The organism is Acinetobacter kyonggiensis (genome assembly GCF_900107285.1).
In the GTDB taxonomy this organism is placed as follows: Bacteria; Pseudomonadota; Gammaproteobacteria; order Pseudomonadales; family Moraxellaceae; genus Acinetobacter; species Acinetobacter kyonggiensis.
Window position 1 is genome coordinate 1 of the sequence record NZ_FNPK01000027.1, and the last position, 16946, is coordinate 16946.

Consider the following 16946-nt stretch of genomic DNA (forward strand, 5'->3'; position numbering starts at 1 on the left):
GTAATTTCTACCATCAATCAATGAAAATAATTTCGATCAATCAACCAGTAAAAATCCACACAAGTTGTTCTTCATAATCTCTTAATGATCTTCTTGCTGATTCGTCATCAACAAGCTAGGTCGGCTATACTACTCTCTTTCCAGAGAAAGTCAACAGGTTTTGTTAAATTCTTTTCCGACAAACCCAAGTTTAAATCCAATCTTAAAATTTCATTTGAAATCTTAACAATCCAACCAACCCATTGATTTACCAGAGGTTTTATTTAACATCACCGCCGATGGATACGCATTATAGGGGAAAAAAATTCTCATGCAACCCTTATTTGGCATATTTCATTTTACATGCTTGATTTTCAAACCACAAAACACATATATATCTGATATATAAGGCTTATTTATTTTGAATATTTTTATAATTTTTTAGACCACTCATCAGTATTTGCAACAAACAAACATAAGATATTGTTTTTTATTATTAAATTTACATTAATATGTTTGATCTAAAATTTATCGTTTAAATTTAACACCAATCTTGCTGTATTCTGCATCACATTGGTTGTTTAATCATCAGAACCCCGTTTTATATCCCAGATACTCTTTTCAAACTTTAGGCTCAATATCACTTAAATATGTATTTAAGCAGCTGTAAAAAAGAAAACCGCCATTTCTCAACAGCGGTTTTCCATACTTATAAAGATAAAATATTAAAATTTCATACTGATTCGTGCCCAATAATTACGACCAGTATTATTGAATTGCTCATTACTGGCAAAACCAAAACCTGAACTTCCCGCTTTATTTAAGTGTTCGGTGTAGGTTTTATCTAAAACGTTATCCACGCCAACGGCTACATCAACATCTTTCATCAGGTTATAAGAGGCATTTAATGCCAATGTGCTAAACGCTTTGCTCTCATTTATGTCATAGCCCACGATATTCCCTTGGTTTAAGCTAATGCGATCTTGTTTTGCAACGACACGCCATAACATGCCCAAGGTATATTTATCTTGAACGTAACGCAGATTAAAGCGCCCTTCTAACGGTGCGATTTGCGGTAATGCCTTATTGTCTGTGCTGTTTTCACCCCATGCATACATCGCACTCACATCCGCCTGAATAGCATCACTAAATTGATAGCCTAATCCTGCTTCCGCCCCTGCAATAGTGGCATCGACATTTTTTGCTCCTGCACTGAAGCTATGACCATGACCTGAACTATGGTTATGGTAACTCATCAGAATGTAATCATTAATTAACCCTGCATATGCTGAAACCCATGAGTTAAAAGCACCATGTTGATGTTGATAGCCTAAATCCAACTGCAAGGTTTTTTCAGTATCTAAATCATTAAATGCTGGCTTAGACATCCCAGAGTTACCGTGCGCAGTACTGAACAACTCCCAATAATCAGGAACACGCTCAACATAGCCTAACCCGATATAACTTTTCGCATCATGTTCAGGATATTGATTTTCTAAACGGATAAAACCACTCGGTAAAGTTTCTGAACGGTCATCATTGAGCTTAAGTGCATCAATTTTGACTTGATCAACTCGCGCACCTGTTACCAGTTTAGAGCGCTCATTGAATTGATACGCCATCTCACCAAATGCACCATAGGACTGAAATTTCATATTGGTGGTCAATGGCATGTCCATCATCAAGGATTTCATGCTTCCTGCATGATGATTCTGCTGAGAGTCGATACCAGTGATTAAATTCAGTTTGTCCCACTCACTGGTCATGGCGAAACGGGTATTCAAAGTACGGCGGGTGACTTGCATCTCTGATGGATTAGATACCATTTGATGCGTCATCATGTCGTGTGTCATCGGTGGCGTTCTTAATCTAAAGTTATCCATGACATGGTCGTTATAACTATAGTTCAGCTGCCCTTCAACTTTCTGAATCACATCGGTCAGGTTTTTCTTTTCAAAGCGTAGCCCCAGACTTTCACGAGCAAATCGTGAACCATCCATATCACGACCTGCATACAAAGCCTCACCATCCGACTTTCCACCCGTCAGCTCCAGCCACGTATTTTCATCTGGCGTCCAACCCAGTGCAATATCTGCATTCCAGCGCTCCCAAGCAGAAGGTACTGTATTGCCATCGCCATCTTGATAACTATTCGATTCTGAACGATTGGCATTTAAACGAATATATTTCTTGGCATCCCCGAGTGTTGTTTCCACATTTTGATCTAGTCGCCCAAAAGAACCCATTAGTACACTGGCTTGACCTTGATAAGGTTTTGCAGCAGTGAGTTCTGGTTTTTTTCGTTCAAAAATAACCGTTGCCGCTGAGCCTGTATTGGCGTATTGCACAGTTTGCGGGCCTTTAACCACAGAAATCTGATCATAACTTTCGGGCTGAATATAAGACGTCGGGGCATCCATCCGTGCTGGACATGCGCCTAGACTTTCAGAACCATCGGTTAAGATTTTAATGCGTGAACCAAACATGCCACGAAACGTGACATCGCCATTGGTTCCACCATTTTTAATTGAACTAAAGCCCGGAATACTTTGTAAATAATCTGCACCATCGGTGGCAGGAATGGGTTGAATCGGCTGTTTAGGATCGGCCCAAATAATCAGTCCATTGGCATCATTTGCAGTCTGAGCTGTCACGACGATTGGCGCTAAACGTTGTGCCACATGGACTTGCTCCGCAGCAAATGCCGCCCCCGAATAACACGCAACAAAAATTGCAGCCGACAAAGGCTGTAAAAAGAATTTTGGCTGAGCCATTTTCATCTCTCTTAAATCATAAATATGGGCTGCGAATAAAGCAGCACAAGGTCTAGCGTCTTAAAGACCCTAAAAATTAAGTTTTGATTTAAGCAAAGTGTGGTGGGGCTCGCCCTTGAGGGAGTAAATAGAGACGTTGCAGAACAAAATAAACATGTAAAAATGCTTTTTGAAAAGCAACTAAACGAATCTGTATCCGATCTAACACTTCTTTGACATTTAATTCAGGTGGCAAAACCAAATTGCCATAAACCGTACAGTACTGACATTGATGATTGGCATCGTGATGATGTCCTGCATCTTGGCTATGCAGTTGACTGTCCTGATCAACAAAGTGATGAGAATGATGAGAAGATTGGTGATGGGACTGATGAGAAGTAGCAGGCTGAAGCAATAATGCGCGCGTGATGGTTTCACAGACCGGAGCAATCTGATACTGCTTCGGTAACAAGGGCTGTAAAAAAACAGCAATCTGTAAAAACACAGCTATACAAGATAGCAATAAGCCACTACGTAACAGCAAAAAGTGAATCCTGCAATTTTTCGCGCCGCAAGTATAACAAAGCCCAATCAAAATTGGGCTTTGTTTGGCATATTTTTTTCTTAAAGCAGTAACTTAACGCTTCACTGCGACTTTGTCTTTCTGGCGCTGACGAACCACTTTTTCCACTTTTTCACGTGCACGTTGACGCTTTAAGGGCGATAAATAATCGACAAATAATTTACCATTTAAGTGATCCATTTCATGTTGAATACAAACAGCGAGAAGTTCGTCTGCTTCTACCTCAAATGATTGACCTTCAAGGTTAATGGCCTCAATTTTTACGCGTGACGGACGCTCAACTTTATCGTATATTTGAGGCACAGATAGACAGCCTTCTTCATAAGGCTGAGTTTCTTCAGTTAATGGCGTAACCTTCGGGTTAATAAACACTAGGGGTTGATCTTTGTGTTCAGATAAATCCATGACAATCAGCTGAATATGTTGATCAACTTGTGTCGCAGCCAAGCCAATGCCCGGAGCTTCATACATGGTTTCAAACATATCTGCTGCAAGCTGACGAATTTCATCAGTGACTTCTTCGACTGGTTTAGCAATGGTGCGAAGACGGGGATCCGGGAAACTTAAAATAGGTAATAAGGCCATACGGTGTCCTCACTTATGCCATTGATCAAAAAACAAAATGAAGGAATGCTTCATCAAAAAAATGTGTGTAATATCGTTATTATAACGCAACTACATACATAATTTTAGGAATTATGATAATGAAAAAGGTTTTTAAGGGCATGCCAACTTTTAGTGCCTTGGGGTTTAAAAAACAATTATTGGCACTTGCAATTTGCGTAAGTGTTGGGGTTGGTGTCGTCAATGTTGCTGAAGCGGCACCAGCTCGCAATGTCAATCCACCCGCGTTGAAAGTAGGTGCACCACAGGTCTATGTGGTGAAAAAAGGCGATACCTTGTGGGATATTTCAAAACGTTTTTTGAAAAACCCAGTGCGTTGGCCTGAAATTTGGGCAAGTAACAAACACGTAAAAAACCCGCATTGGATTTTCCCCGGTGACCGTTTATTGATGTGTACCTATAATGGCCGTCCGATTATCGGTAAAGACGAAGGTGATGGTTGTGAAGGGATTATCCGTCGCTATACAGGTGGCACCAAGTTACAACCTCAAGTTCGCATTGAATCTTTAAATAATGCCATTCCTGTGATTCCACTGGAGTATATCCAACACTGGCTAGAACGTACCAGTATTGTTGCGCCTGAATCCATTCAATCTACACCTTACATTTTAGGCACCGCCGACCAACGTGTCCTTGCGGCAAAAGGGCAAACTGTTTATGCCCGCGGTAATGGTCTCGAAATTGGTCAGCGTTATGCAGTTTACCGTGAAGGCGAACCGTATATGTTTACTGGTGCAAATGGCAAAAAATTTAATGCAGGTCTTGAACTCATTCAAGTAGCCGCAGGGGTTGCTATACGCGGTGAAAATGACATTACCACGCTTGAATTGACTGACACCTATAATTCTGAAGTCCGTCGTGGTGACCGTGTGCTACCTGAATATGATCCAATGTTACCGACATTGTTCTATCCAACCAATGCCGAAGATGTTGTTGCTGGTGGTCAAGTGGTTCGCGTGATGGGTTCCATTGGTACTGCTGCAAAAAATAGTGTGGTAACAATTGATCGCGGTAGCTTACAAGGTGTTCAAGTCGGTCATGTATTCAGCATTAACCAAAAAGGTGAAGTGGTCACCGATCCAAAAACCAAAGAACGTATTCAATTACCTGGACAACGTATTGGTAATGTCATGGTGTTCAAAAGCTTTGAGCATTTAAGCTATGCTTATGTTCTTGATAGTGAATTACCGATTAAAATCGGCGCTGGTATTCAACCACCGCTGATGGATGACTAATTGATTTAAGGTCATTCTATGTTGAATCATTTATCAGCAACGCAAATTGAAACGATTACGTTATGGTATTTGGTTCAACATTCGCTATCGAGTTTTTACAAGCTGGAACAGCGCTTTGGCAATATTCGTGAAGCGATTGATCCTCAAAACTTTCCGCAATGGTCGACACTCGCATTACATAAAAGTCACTTACAGCGCCTCAGTGAATTTCAAACCGCAACAGGGCAACAAAAATTCCAAATCCTATTACAAGACATTCAGAAAAATAGCGATTTTATTCTGACACTGGATCACCCAGACTATCCGACCCAACTACGCCCTTATGCAGATAAACCGCCTATTTTATTTGGTCAAGGCGATGCCAAAGCCCTATCACAAGCTCAAATTGCCATTGTCGGCAGTCGAAAACCCAGTGCTCATGGACGACAAGTCGCCTATGATTTTGCTTATTATTTAAGTGAAAAAGGCTTTTATATTAACAGTGGTTTAGCACAAGGGATTGATGAAGCGGCACATCAGGGGGCTTTACGACAGCATAAAACCATTGCAGTGATGGGCACAGGTTTAGAACTGACTTATCCCTCACAACATCAAGCATTACGACAACAAATTCTTGCCCATTCAGGCACAGTCATTACTGAGTTTTTACCCGGAACCCCACCTTTACAACATCATTTCCCACGGCGTAATCGAATTGTCAGTGCTTTAAGTTTAGGCGTGGTTGTCGCTGAAGCCGCACTGAAAAGTGGCTCACTGATTACCGCAAAACTTGCGGCTGAACAAGGTAAATTGGTTTTTGCCATTCCGGGACATATTTATAGCGAACACCATCAAGGCTGCCACCAACTCATTCGTGAAGGCACAATTTTAGTTGATCATCCTGAGCAAGTGCTTGAAGACTTAGCACTGCCAACACAATGGCAAAATCAACAACAGATTGAACAATCAAAAAGCGTTCCTGAGCTTGAAGTACAAATCGAATTACCTACGCATTTAGCACCGCTGTATACGCAACTGGATTGGATTGGGCAAAATATAGATCAGCTGATTATCAAACTGCGATTAGATATCAGCACATTGACCAGCCAGCTCATGGAATTAGAGTTACTGGGCTTATGTATACAGCAAGCAGGTTTGTATCTCCGTTGTCGTCTCAGCAAATAAAGTTCACAATAGCCCTTTAAAAAATTTGACGAGATAAAATCTAATGATTACCACCTCTGTTGCCGAAGCTGCTGAATGTTTAAAACAAGGACATGTTTTAGCATACCCGACAGAGGCCGTTTGGGGCTTAGGCTGTGATCCTTTTAATGAACTCGCTTTTTTAGAAATTTTACGCTTAAAACAACGTCCAATTGAAAAAGGCGTTATTTTATTGGCAGCACAAATTGCACAAGTCGAACATTTATTAAAACCCCTCAGTCCAGAAATGTACCAAAAAGTCATCGATTCTTGGAGTCACCGCTCCCCCACCGAAAGAGCAACCACATGGTTATTGCCTGCGGGTGACAATATCCCAACATGGATTAAAGGCAACCATCCTAAAGTGGCTGTACGCGTCACGAATCATCCTTTATGCATGGCGCTATGCAATGCATTTCATGGTTTTATTGTATCGACCAGTGCCAATCCCACTGGGGAAAAACCAGCCCTATCACTGCAACAGGCCAACCAGTATTTTTCAAATCAAATTAATTATTTGAATGGTGATTTAGGGCTTAGCCAAGAAGCAAGCCGAATTATTGATGCTGAAACAGGTGAAGTCATTCGTGCTTGAGCATGGTATCTGCATTGACAAAAATTGAGATAAAAAAAAGCTCAACCATATAACATGGTTGAGCATAAAAAAGGATGTGCATAAACACATCCAGAGGGTCTATCAATCTGGCAGTAAAACCTAAGCAATTATCAACAATAACTTAAATATTTACGAGATACGTATTATGTAATAAATTGTTTTATTATACAAATATATTATTCATCTTATAAAAAAATTGAATATGATGATAGATTCATCATTTTTTCTTAACAATTTAAATTATCTCACTATTTTTTAATAAACTTTTGTGAAAAAAAACATTTTAAAATGATTATTCACACACTCATTCAATTAAAAACAAGTCAAAAAAAATAAATTTGTTTGGTTGTTTTTTAATCTACTCTTACATTATACATTTAATTTTACGACTTTGACTGCCCCATCTTTCTTTTGTGCCAATACAATGCCCAATAAAATGATCACACCGCCCAGACTGTGATACACCGTCCATGCTTCTGCTAACCAGATATTGGCAATAATTGCGGTAAAAACTGGCATTAAGTTCATAAAAATACTGGTTCGATTCGGGCCAATCATTTGCACTGCCAACATCCAAACCAAAGGAGCAATCAGTGACGGAAAAATACCGGCATAGAGCACACTCCCCACATTTTGTGGATTAATTGCATCTAGTCCTAGCCATAAAACAAAAGGCAGATGGTACAACAATGCAAAAATAATCTGCACATACAGACTAATCATCAATGGAATTTTCAGCTGCCATTTTTTCAAAAATACGCCATAAAAAGCATAGAAGAATACCGCAAGCACCATCATGACATCGCCTAGATGCCCCCCCGATTGCACCAGATTAAGCAGATTTCCTTGTGCCATCACATAGAGTAAGCCCATAAAAGATAAAAGGCTCCCCACAACAGCAAAACGGTTGGGAATGTCCTTCAGCATCAACATAGAAACAAAAATGGTAAAGATTGGAATAAAAGCATTAATAATGCCCATATTGGTCGCAGTGGTATAATGCGCTGCGGTATAGCCCAAGCCTTGATACAGCACCATCCCAAAAGCAGCAAGTACCGCAAGCTGTTTCCAATGTTGCACCACCAACTGACGTTCACGCCAAACTTTAACCGACATAAAAGGGGTTAAAACTAGAAAAGCCACCAACCAACGATAAAAACTAATACTGACGGGAGAAATATAGTCCACCACATAACGTGTCACGGTAATATTCAATGACCAAATTAAAACGGCCAACAGCGGTAAAGCTAGCGCCCACCAGACTGTTTTGTTTTGCTGCGTCATGTCTTTCTCCCGATGTATCCATATTCTCAGTATTCATTTTCACTGAAGTCTGAAATAATTAGAATATCGAATTTCAGACATCAATATCGCGCTACAGACACCGCGATATTTTCATTCCGTAATTCAATCAAATTTCTACGCACTAAAAAATGGCCATGCAGGTGGATAAAAAAGCAAAAAATAAGGACATGGATATGCAGCTACCGATTGAACAATACATAGAAGTGGATGATTTTTTTTATCAGAAAGATGAAATTGTGGCACCGCATAGTTCGCTATGGGGCGATTTTAATTTTAGTTTGAATGGTATTTTAGAATATGAAATTGAACAACAAATTTATCTGTCACCACCAAATTATGGTTTGTGGCTACCCCCGCAAACCGCGCACACCTCCATCGCTTTAGATGAACAAATTACGCACTATATCTGTATTCGCATCCATTCCTCCCTCTGTGGAGATTTTGCCTCTTGCACCAAAACTTTAAGTATTCGCCCTTTTCTTCGCCATCTGGTACATGAAATTTTAGAACAAAAACAAAAAGGAAGTGCAACAGCGGACTATCGGCATTTATTACAGGTATTGGTCGATCAATTGAAAGCAGCCCCCGCCTATGAACATTATTTACCTCAGAGCACCCATGTTTCACTGAAGCCACTTTTACAACAGTTATCCAATCCAGAACTCTTTCATAAAAGCTTACAACAACTACTCAACAATGCCTCGATGAGTGAACGGCATTTGCTGCGTTTAAGCCAACAGGAATTACAGTTAAGCTTATCGGAATGGCGCAATCGCGCCAAAATTTTATATGCCATTACGCAAATTCGCCAAGGTAAAACAGTGAAAAAACTCGCCTATGAATTAGGGTATCAGCATAGTTCCAGTTTTATTGAGTTCTTTAAACGCTATACAGAACAAACACCTGCTCAATTACGTGATGTTTAATCTTTTACCTGTTTCAATTACCATTTTTGCAACTTGTAGCAGCTGAGCAACAAAAACAATCTCATCAAAATAAAAATCCAGATATGATTTTTATTGCCATACTTAATTGAATATGTGCAATATTTTTAAATCTAAAAACAAGAGCATAAGGCTTAATAATGAAATAAAATCGATACAGATGGATATTAAAAATGATTTAAAAACAGTCGCGCAATAAACCATAGATTACTAAAACAAAAGCCATACTGCCCATAATTTCGAGCTGATCATGAAAAATAGCACTCTTAAGCTGTTTTCTTATTCTTTTATCACACAAATATTTATACACAAATCATAATAAATGCTTGTCGATATACCCAATAACCGTTACAACAAAGCAGTAATAATCTCAAGTATTTAAGGACAAGCAAATGAGCCATTCTGTTTATGACATCCCAGTCAAAACCATTCAAGGCGATGAAACCACACTGAACCAATATCAAGGTAAAGTACTGTTGATTGTAAATACCGCATCGAAGTGTGGTCTAACACCACAATATGAAGGCTTAGAAAAACTATACCAAGACAAAAAAGAACAAGGACTTGAAATTTTAGGTTTCCCTGCCAATAATTTTTTAGCACAAGAACCCGGTTCTGATGAAGAAATTCAAGAATTTTGTTCATTGAATTATCAAGTTGCTTTTCCACTGTTTTCTAAAATTTCAGTGGCTGGTGAAGATAAACATCCGCTTTATCAAACTTTGACTCAAGCGATTCCAGAACGTATTGGTGAAGGCCCTTGGTGGAAAGACTTGGTGGATTATGGTTTAACCCCAAATGAACCACCAGAAGTGCTATGGAATTTTGAAAAATTTCTAATCAATAAAAAGGGTGAAGTGGTGGCACGTTTCGCGCCCGATATTACCGCAGATGATGCACGTATCGTAGATGCCGTTAACGCAGAACTTGCCAAGTAATTCATCACAGTAACGTAAGCATTTATACAGACTATAGCTGCTTACGTTTTTCATTACTTAGATTCTCAGACGAAGTGCAAAAGAGCTGAATGACATAAAAATAGAATTTAACACTTCATACTTTGTTCATTATTTTAATACTTGAACAACACTTTATTCATTGTCTATCAATAGCTTAGAAATAAGATAACAGGATAAACAAACCACCATGAAGATAATTTAAAATATGAATACTCTCATCAAAGCCATCATTTTATCTTTATCCAGCGCTTTAGTTGCAGCCCCTGTGATGGCTGCTCCACAAGAGCATCATTCATCACCGCAACATAACCAACAGCAACATACAGCTCAACAACAAGCCAAAAATTCGATCAAAGCACCTCAGCATAGTCTCAAAAAAACAGACCATCCTTCACACGACTGGCAGCAAGGTCATAAAGTACCGACCCAATATCACGGCAACAGCTTTAAAGTAGATGCCAGCAAATATAAAAAATTAAGCAAACCGACTAAAAATCAGCAGTGGATTAAAGTGAATGGTAATTATGTGCTTATGAACAGCACCACGTATAAAGTGATTAAAGTCATTCAAGGTTAAAACATGCCTATCATTTGGTGAAAAGAGTGCTTTAGCACTCTTTTTAAGTGTGATGAAGTAAATTTGTTATTGCTTTGCAACAATCCGTTTTTTACACATCTTTCAGTCTTATATTCGCTCTAATCTAGAAATAATATGAATTGAGTTATGAAAAAATTCATCCAAAATGCAGTTTTACCTTTTGTGATGTTGAGTACAGGCATGTTATTGAGTGGTTGTGAACAGGCTTCTGAACCTCAGTCTGATGACATTCGAACAACACAATCGACCGATACCGCGATGAACCAGCCCACCGAAACAACAGCAACAGCTGACCTAAAAAGCGGCAATATGTTTTATATGGTTCGTGATGTTGCCGATATGCAACTGAAAGCAGGTGATTATGTGGCACAACTCAAGCAAACTCAAAATGAGTTGCAAACGGCAATCAATGACAAAGATCAACAACAACTGCAAGCGACGGCCAAAACCCTGCAGCAACAACTGACTGGATTTAATCAGGCACTGACCAGCTTGAACTTAAAAAGCCAAGAAATTGATTCAATTCGCCAAAATATTCTGCATGCCAATCAACAAGTCCTTGCTACACCATTTTTAAATGGCAACATCGATTTAAATCAGCTCGATTTCAAAAAAATTGAACAGCAAATGGGTAGTATACAAACGGAAATGATCAAATTGGCAAGCATGATGATTCCACAAGGACAGGATAAGCAAGAGCAAGAAAGCTAATATTCAAAGTCACTCAGACCAATTCATTAACACGGAATTGGTCGAGTAGAATGGGTTGTTAAAGTCTCATATCAATGACAATACGACCATCAATTTTGCCCTGCTCCATGCGGTGAAAAATATCATTAATATTTTCTAATGGTTCGACATGAATATGTGCTTTCACCTTACCACGTGCCGCAATATCCAGTGCTTCTTTCAAATCCAAACGTGTTCCGACAATTGAGCCACGAACTGTAATCCCTTCAAGCACCATATTAAAAATAGATAAGTCGAATGTTCCAGGTGGTAAACCATTCAAGACCATGGTTCCGCCACGACGGACGATGGCAACGGCTTGTTCAAAGGCTTTGGGCGATACCGCGGTCACCAACACACCATGACAGCCCTCACCAGCTGTGGCTTTTAGTACTTCGTCTTTCACATCAGCTTTAAGCGCGTTAATGGCAACATCGGCACCCAATTTTTTGGCCAGCTCAATTTTACTGTCATCAACATCAATCGCGACCACATTAAAGCCCATGGTTTTGGCATATTGAATCGCCACATGACCCAAACCGCCAATTCCGGAAATAGCAACCCAATCCCCAGTTTTAGCTTCAGTCATTTTTAAACCTTTATAGACCGTAACACCAGCACATAGAATCGGTGCAATTTCCAAAAGGTCTACACCATCAGGAATCACCCCGACATAATCACCATCTGCAAGGCAATATTCGGCAAAGCTTCCATTGACCGAATAACCTGAATTTTGTTGTTTCTTGCATAGCGTTTCCCAGCCTGCATAACAATGATCGCAGTGACCACAGGCTGAATAAAGCCATGGAACCCCCACAATATCACCGACTTTTAAATGCTCAATCCCCTCACCGATCTCAATGATTTCCCCCACACCTTCATGTCCCGGAATAAAAGGTAAAGTCGGTTTTACTGGCCAATCCCCATGCATCGCATGTAAATCGGTATGACAAACACCTGTTGCAATCATTTTCACCAGCACTTTACCCGAACTGATTTTAGGAATTTCGACCTCTTGTATTTGTAGCGGTTGATTAAATTCAGTGACTACCGCTGCTTTCATCGTATTCGCCATTGTGATGTTCTCCATATTCCAAATACCGAGAAAGTTCTTTTTTTAAGAACCCTTGTTTTAACTATAGAGAATAATAAATAATCAAGAGTGGCGAATTTGTAGCGAATTCGATGGGTTTAGATGCCTATTACAGTTCATTTGTAGGCTCAGTTTTCATCACAATTTAAAGTGATGATTTTTGAAACTTGTTCAGTTTTAAAATGCAGAGCATCATTGATCGCATCCATCCAACTCTCGAGCAGAATGCGTATATATGTGGCGTACTCAAACGGTTGGTTTGGAAGTGATTTATTATTATTTTAACGCCAATTTAAACAGTCTCTTAAATATCAAATTGCTTCCGAATAATGCAAGCTATCTGGCTAAAGTGAGTGTAGATACAACGTATAAAAGCGAAAACCATTAAGTTTAGCTAAAGGTTTTGACGAAATTTTTAAAGTCAACATTGGAGGCAAATAGTGAATTTCCCATTCAGCCTCTTTTTGTATCAATCAGGGTTTAACTTTTTTGGCTGTCCTGCCAAGCTTTAAAAGCCAACTGCATAGCCTGCCGTTCATCAGGTTTGGCTAAACGAGATTCCATCTCGGTAAAATCCCCCCGATAAGCTAAAGCAACCATCGACTTTGCCAAGGTTACAATACTTTCACGACCGCGATGTTCATAAGCCAAAATTTCATCCTGATTGAGCACCAAATCCCAACATGACACCACTGAGCTCATATCGACAGCAATGCTCAAATAATACTGTTCAAAATCTTGGTACAGTTCCCAAAAATGCGGTTCGTGTTCGATGATGTTCATTAATAATCTTTATGCAATTTCCTAAAAGCTTAACTCAATGCAAGCCTTAAACGAATTCAACTTTAGATATAATTTTTTTATTCTTTCTTGCATCTGTCTGCATTCTAAAAAAGTCTGTCAGATAAAAAATTTACTCTTTACGATAAAGCAAGGGCATTTTTCTTAATGGGTTGAATCCCATAAATACCCTTGCCATTCAACATTAATTTTAAAGTTGAATCGTTGCTTTACTACATTTACCAGCTGAAGCTAGACTGTACTCAGTAATTGCCTTTTTACCCTGAGTATCATCTACTAATTTTAAATCTGCACCACCCACAAAAACACCAGGCTTAATATATTGCTGAATAAAATAATTTTTGCCGCTTTGTGCTTCAATTTTCAAATGATTTGGAGAAAATTCTGATTCAGTTGAAACGGTGTGATTTTGATTTCCTGCCACTTCTTTATAAAAAAATACACCTCTAGCTGTTTCACCCAAGCATTCCCCATCAACCCAAATATCTTTTTTTAATGCTGACCCCACAATAGTATTAGAACGATAAACATATAGACCAGCCTTACCTTCTTGAGGTGCTGTTAATTCCTTTATATTTTGAGACAGCTGTTGATCTACTTTAGGTACTGATGCACACCCAACAAATAATGATGCGACAAGCACTGGAAAAATTAATTTAATGGTCATTTGATGCCCTATTTTTTAAGTTAAATATATCAAGTTGTAAAATAAGTAATTTTTAGAAAGATGTTATTTATAATAAAAGAAGCCACCCTTTCGGATGGCTTCTTCAATCTCGAACCGTCTCTTATTGAGCGCGGTTTTTGATTTTGCGGATGGTTTCCAACTGTGCAGCAGTTTCTGCAAGAGCAGCCAATGCAGCAGCAGAGTCCAAATCGCTTTTTTGATTCGCAAGCAATATTTCAGCGTTTTTACGCGCTTCAAGAATTGCTACTTCATCTAAGCTGTCAGCACGAACTGCAGTATCTGCAAGAACAGTAACAACATGCGGTTGAACTTCTAGAACACCACCAGATACATAGATTAACTCTTCTGTACCGTTTTCTAGCAGAACGCGAATCGCGCCCGGCTTAAGCAAAGTTACCAGTGGAGCATGGCCAGGCATAATACCCAACTCACCACCAGCACCTTTCGCAATTAGCATAGTTACAGTGCCAGAGTACAAAGACTCTTTTACACTTACAACATCACATTGCATAGTCGCCATGAGAATCTCCTAAATTAGAGTCGCTAATTAAAGTTTCTCTGCTTTAGCAATAACTTCGTCAATACCACCAACCATATAGAACGCTTGTTCTGGAATGTGATCGTATTCACCAGCTAGAAGACCTTTAAAGCCACGAATCGTTTCTTTAAGAGATACTAATTTACCAGGCGCGCCAGTAAATACTTCAGCTACGTGGAATGGTTGAGAGAAGAAACGTTGGATTTTACGCGCACGGTAAACAACCAATTTATCTTCTTCAGCCAATTCGTCCATACCCAAAATTGCGATGATGTCTTTAAGCTCTTTATAACGTTGCAAAATGTTCTGTACAGAACGTGCAATTTCATAATGCTCAACACCAACAACTAAAGGATCTAGCTGACGTGAAGTTGAATCTAGTGGATCGATCGCTGGGTAAATACCAGAAGATGCGATATCACGGCTCAATACAACAGTTGCGTCTAAGTGAGCAAACGTTGTAGCAGGCGATGGATCTGTTAAGTCATCGGCAGGTACATAAACCGCTTGGATCGAAGTGATCGAACCAGACTTAGTTGATGTAATACGCTCTTGAAGAAGACCCATTTCCTCTGCAAGTGTAGGCTGATAACCTACTGCAGATGGCATACGACCTAGAAGTGCAGACACTTCGGTACCAGCCAATGTGTAACGGTAAATGTTGTCAACGAACAACAATACGTCACGGCCTTTACCGTTTTCGTCTTTCTCATCACGGAAATATTCAGCCATGGTCAAACCAGTTAACGCTACGCGTAAACGGTTACCCGGTGGCTCATTCATCTGACCGTAGACCATTGCTACTTTGTCTAGAACGTTAGAATCTTTCATTTCGTGATAGAAGTCATTACCTTCACGAGTACGCTCACCAACACCAGCAAACACAGATAAACCTGAGTGAGCTTTCGCGATGTTGTTGATCAATTCCATCATGTTTACAGTTTTACCAACACCGGCACCACCGAACAGACCAACTTTACCACCTTTCGCAAACGGGCAAAGTAAGTCAATGACTTTAATACCAGTTTCTAAAAGATCAGTAGAAGCAGCTTGTTCTGCATATGAAGGTGGTTGACGGTGAATCGGCAAACGCACTTCAGTTGCAACTGGACCAGCTTCGTCGATAGGGCGTCCTAAAACGTCCATGATACGACCCAAACATGCTGTACCTACTGGTACAGAAATCGGTGCTTCAGTATTCGTAACGGTTAAACCGCGCTTAAGACCTTCAGTAGATCCCATTGCGATGGTACGAACTACGCCATCACCAAGCTGTTGCTGAACTTCTAAAGTAGTTTCAGTACCAACAACTTGCAGAGCGTCATAGATCTTAGGAACGCTATTACGTTCAAACTCGACGTCGATAACCGCGCCGATGATCTGAATGATACGACCGCTATTCATTGCTGTCTCCTCAATTCAAAATAATGTTAAACGGCAGCGGCACCACCAACGATCTCAGAAATTTCCTGAGTAATCGCGGCTTGACGCAGCTTGTTATAAATAAGTTGTAGGCTCTTAATGATGTCACCCGCATTATCCGTCGCTGCTTTCATAGCGACCATACGTGCAGATTGCTCACATGCGATATTTTCAATCACACCTTGATACACCACAGACTCGATATAGCGAACCAATAAGCCATTTAAAAGCTCTTCAGCTTCAGGCTCATATAAGTAATCCCAACCGTATGAACGGTTCAAATTATCGCCTTCTTCAGCCGCAGCCAAAGGAACGAGTTGCTCAATCTTTTGATTTTGAGTCATGGCATTCACAAAGCCATTCGATACAAGATAAATACGATCTAACTCGCCTTTATCAAATGCATCCAACATTATTTGCACTGAACCAGATAACTGTTCAAGACTTGGTGTATCACCGACATTTGTCGTTGCACCAAGCACTTTACCGCCGTAGTTTTTAAAAAACGAAACCGCTTTTTGACCAATTAAAGCAAATTGAACTTCAATTGACTGCTCTTGTTGTTGCTGTACGTGTTTAACAACTTTCTTGAACAAGTTAATGTTCAAGCCACCTGCCAAACCACGATCTGAAGAAACAATAATATAGCCAACGCGTTTTACCGGACGTTCAACCATATAACGATGTTTGTATTCAGGGTTCGCTTGTACCAAATGAGCAATTACACGGTGCATATTTTCGGCATACGGACGGCCTTGAGCCATGCGCTCTTGCGCACGACGCATTTTAGAAGCAGCCACCATTTGCATCGCTCGAGTAATCTTTTGCGTGCTCTTGATACTGGCTACTTTGGCGCGAATTTCTTTTAAATTTGCCATACGCTTAACCTAGTATTCG

General features: G+C 39.8%; 17 protein-coding genes. 7 read left to right on the forward strand and 10 right to left on the reverse strand.

Features of this window, described 5'->3' with window-relative positions; genetic code table 11:
* Positions 1-704 precede the first annotated feature (704 nt).
* The 3 genes from BLV99_RS15305 to def form a co-directional block, all read right to left on the reverse strand.
* Positions 705-2753 carry a TonB-dependent copper receptor gene (locus BLV99_RS15305; RefSeq protein ID WP_092692335.1) on the reverse strand — a complete coding sequence of 683 codons (2049 nt, stop codon included), beginning with the start codon at positions 2751-2753 and terminating at the stop codon, positions 705-707.
* An 88-nt stretch (positions 2754-2841) separates the two neighbouring features.
* Positions 2842-3276, reverse strand: coding sequence for a DUF2946 family protein (locus tag BLV99_RS15310; RefSeq protein WP_092692289.1), 435 nt, complete (start codon positions 3274-3276; stop codon positions 2842-2844).
* 93 nt (positions 3277-3369) lie between these two features.
* Positions 3370-3900: a peptide deformylase gene (def, locus tag BLV99_RS15315; protein WP_086184126.1), complete on the reverse strand. Its 531-nt coding sequence runs from the start codon at positions 3898-3900 to the stop codon at positions 3370-3372.
* Between the two features lie 119 nt (positions 3901-4019).
* Between def and BLV99_RS15320 the strand changes: the two genes are divergently transcribed.
* From BLV99_RS15320 to tsaC, 3 genes are read left to right on the forward strand one after another with little or no spacing between them, the layout of a single operon-like run.
* Entirely contained in the window at positions 4020-5174 is a 1155-nt protein-coding gene (locus BLV99_RS15320) for a LysM peptidoglycan-binding domain-containing protein (RefSeq protein ID WP_092692291.1), read from the forward strand.
* A gap of 18 nt (positions 5175-5192) precedes the next feature.
* The gene (gene dprA / locus BLV99_RS15325) at positions 5193-6338 is read left to right on the forward strand and encodes a DNA-processing protein DprA (RefSeq protein WP_092692294.1); all 1146 of its coding nucleotides are present in this window, start codon (positions 5193-5195) and stop codon (positions 6336-6338) included.
* A gap of 43 nt (positions 6339-6381) precedes the next feature.
* The gene (gene tsaC / locus BLV99_RS15330) at positions 6382-6951 is read left to right on the forward strand and encodes an L-threonylcarbamoyladenylate synthase type 1 TsaC (protein WP_092692296.1); all 570 of its coding nucleotides are present in this window, start codon (positions 6382-6384) and stop codon (positions 6949-6951) included.
* A gap of 390 nt (positions 6952-7341) precedes the next feature.
* On the opposite strand, the gene BLV99_RS15335 is transcribed toward tsaC, so the two are convergent.
* Entirely contained in the window at positions 7342-8256 is a 915-nt protein-coding gene (locus BLV99_RS15335; protein WP_092692299.1) for a DMT family transporter, read from the reverse strand.
* A 188-nt stretch (positions 8257-8444) separates the two neighbouring features.
* On the opposite strand from BLV99_RS15335, the gene BLV99_RS15340 reads away from it, so the two are divergent.
* The 4 genes from BLV99_RS15340 to BLV99_RS15355 all read left to right on the forward strand — a co-directional run bounded on the left by BLV99_RS15340 (position 8445) and on the right by BLV99_RS15355 (position 11489).
* Complete coding sequence (locus tag BLV99_RS15340) at positions 8445-9203, forward strand: AraC family transcriptional regulator (protein ID WP_425283562.1); 759 nt, start codon at positions 8445-8447, stop codon at positions 9201-9203.
* 410 nt (positions 9204-9613) lie between these two features.
* Complete coding sequence (locus BLV99_RS15345) at positions 9614-10159, forward strand: glutathione peroxidase (protein WP_092692301.1); 546 nt, start codon at positions 9614-9616, stop codon at positions 10157-10159.
* Positions 10160-10385: 226 nt separating this feature from the next.
* Positions 10386-10757 carry an RcnB family protein gene (locus tag BLV99_RS15350; protein ID WP_092692304.1) on the forward strand — a complete coding sequence of 124 codons (372 nt, stop codon included), beginning with the start codon at positions 10386-10388 and terminating at the stop codon, positions 10755-10757.
* Between the two features lie 147 nt (positions 10758-10904).
* A complete protein-coding gene (locus tag BLV99_RS15355) occupies positions 10905-11489 on the forward strand; it encodes a hypothetical protein (RefSeq protein ID WP_092692306.1) in 585 nt (194 codons plus the stop codon).
* Positions 11490-11547: 58 nt separating this feature from the next.
* Here the strand turns inward: BLV99_RS15355 and adhP are convergent, their stop codons facing one another.
* The 6 genes from adhP to atpG form a co-directional block, all read right to left on the reverse strand.
* Positions 11548-12582, reverse strand: coding sequence for an alcohol dehydrogenase AdhP (gene adhP / locus BLV99_RS15360; protein WP_092692310.1), 1035 nt, complete (start codon positions 12580-12582; stop codon positions 11548-11550).
* A gap of 498 nt (positions 12583-13080) precedes the next feature.
* Positions 13081-13383 carry a hypothetical protein gene (locus BLV99_RS15365; RefSeq protein WP_092692313.1) on the reverse strand — a complete coding sequence of 101 codons (303 nt, stop codon included), beginning with the start codon at positions 13381-13383 and terminating at the stop codon, positions 13081-13083.
* Positions 13384-13591: 208 nt separating this feature from the next.
* Positions 13592-14068 (reverse strand): DUF2846 domain-containing protein, encoded by a 477-nt coding sequence (locus BLV99_RS15370; protein WP_092692316.1) that lies wholly within the window; start codon positions 14066-14068, stop codon positions 13592-13594.
* 121 nt (positions 14069-14189) lie between these two features.
* Positions 14190-14609, reverse strand: coding sequence for a F0F1 ATP synthase subunit epsilon (locus BLV99_RS15375; protein ID WP_004649563.1), 420 nt, complete (start codon positions 14607-14609; stop codon positions 14190-14192).
* 27 nt (positions 14610-14636) lie between these two features.
* Positions 14637-16031, reverse strand: coding sequence for a F0F1 ATP synthase subunit beta (gene atpD, locus BLV99_RS15380; RefSeq protein ID WP_086164851.1), 1395 nt, complete (start codon positions 16029-16031; stop codon positions 14637-14639).
* 26 nt (positions 16032-16057) lie between these two features.
* Positions 16058-16927 carry a F0F1 ATP synthase subunit gamma gene (atpG, locus tag BLV99_RS15385; RefSeq protein ID WP_086184137.1) on the reverse strand — a complete coding sequence of 290 codons (870 nt, stop codon included), beginning with the start codon at positions 16925-16927 and terminating at the stop codon, positions 16058-16060.
* Between the last annotated feature and the right edge of the window lie 19 nt (positions 16928-16946).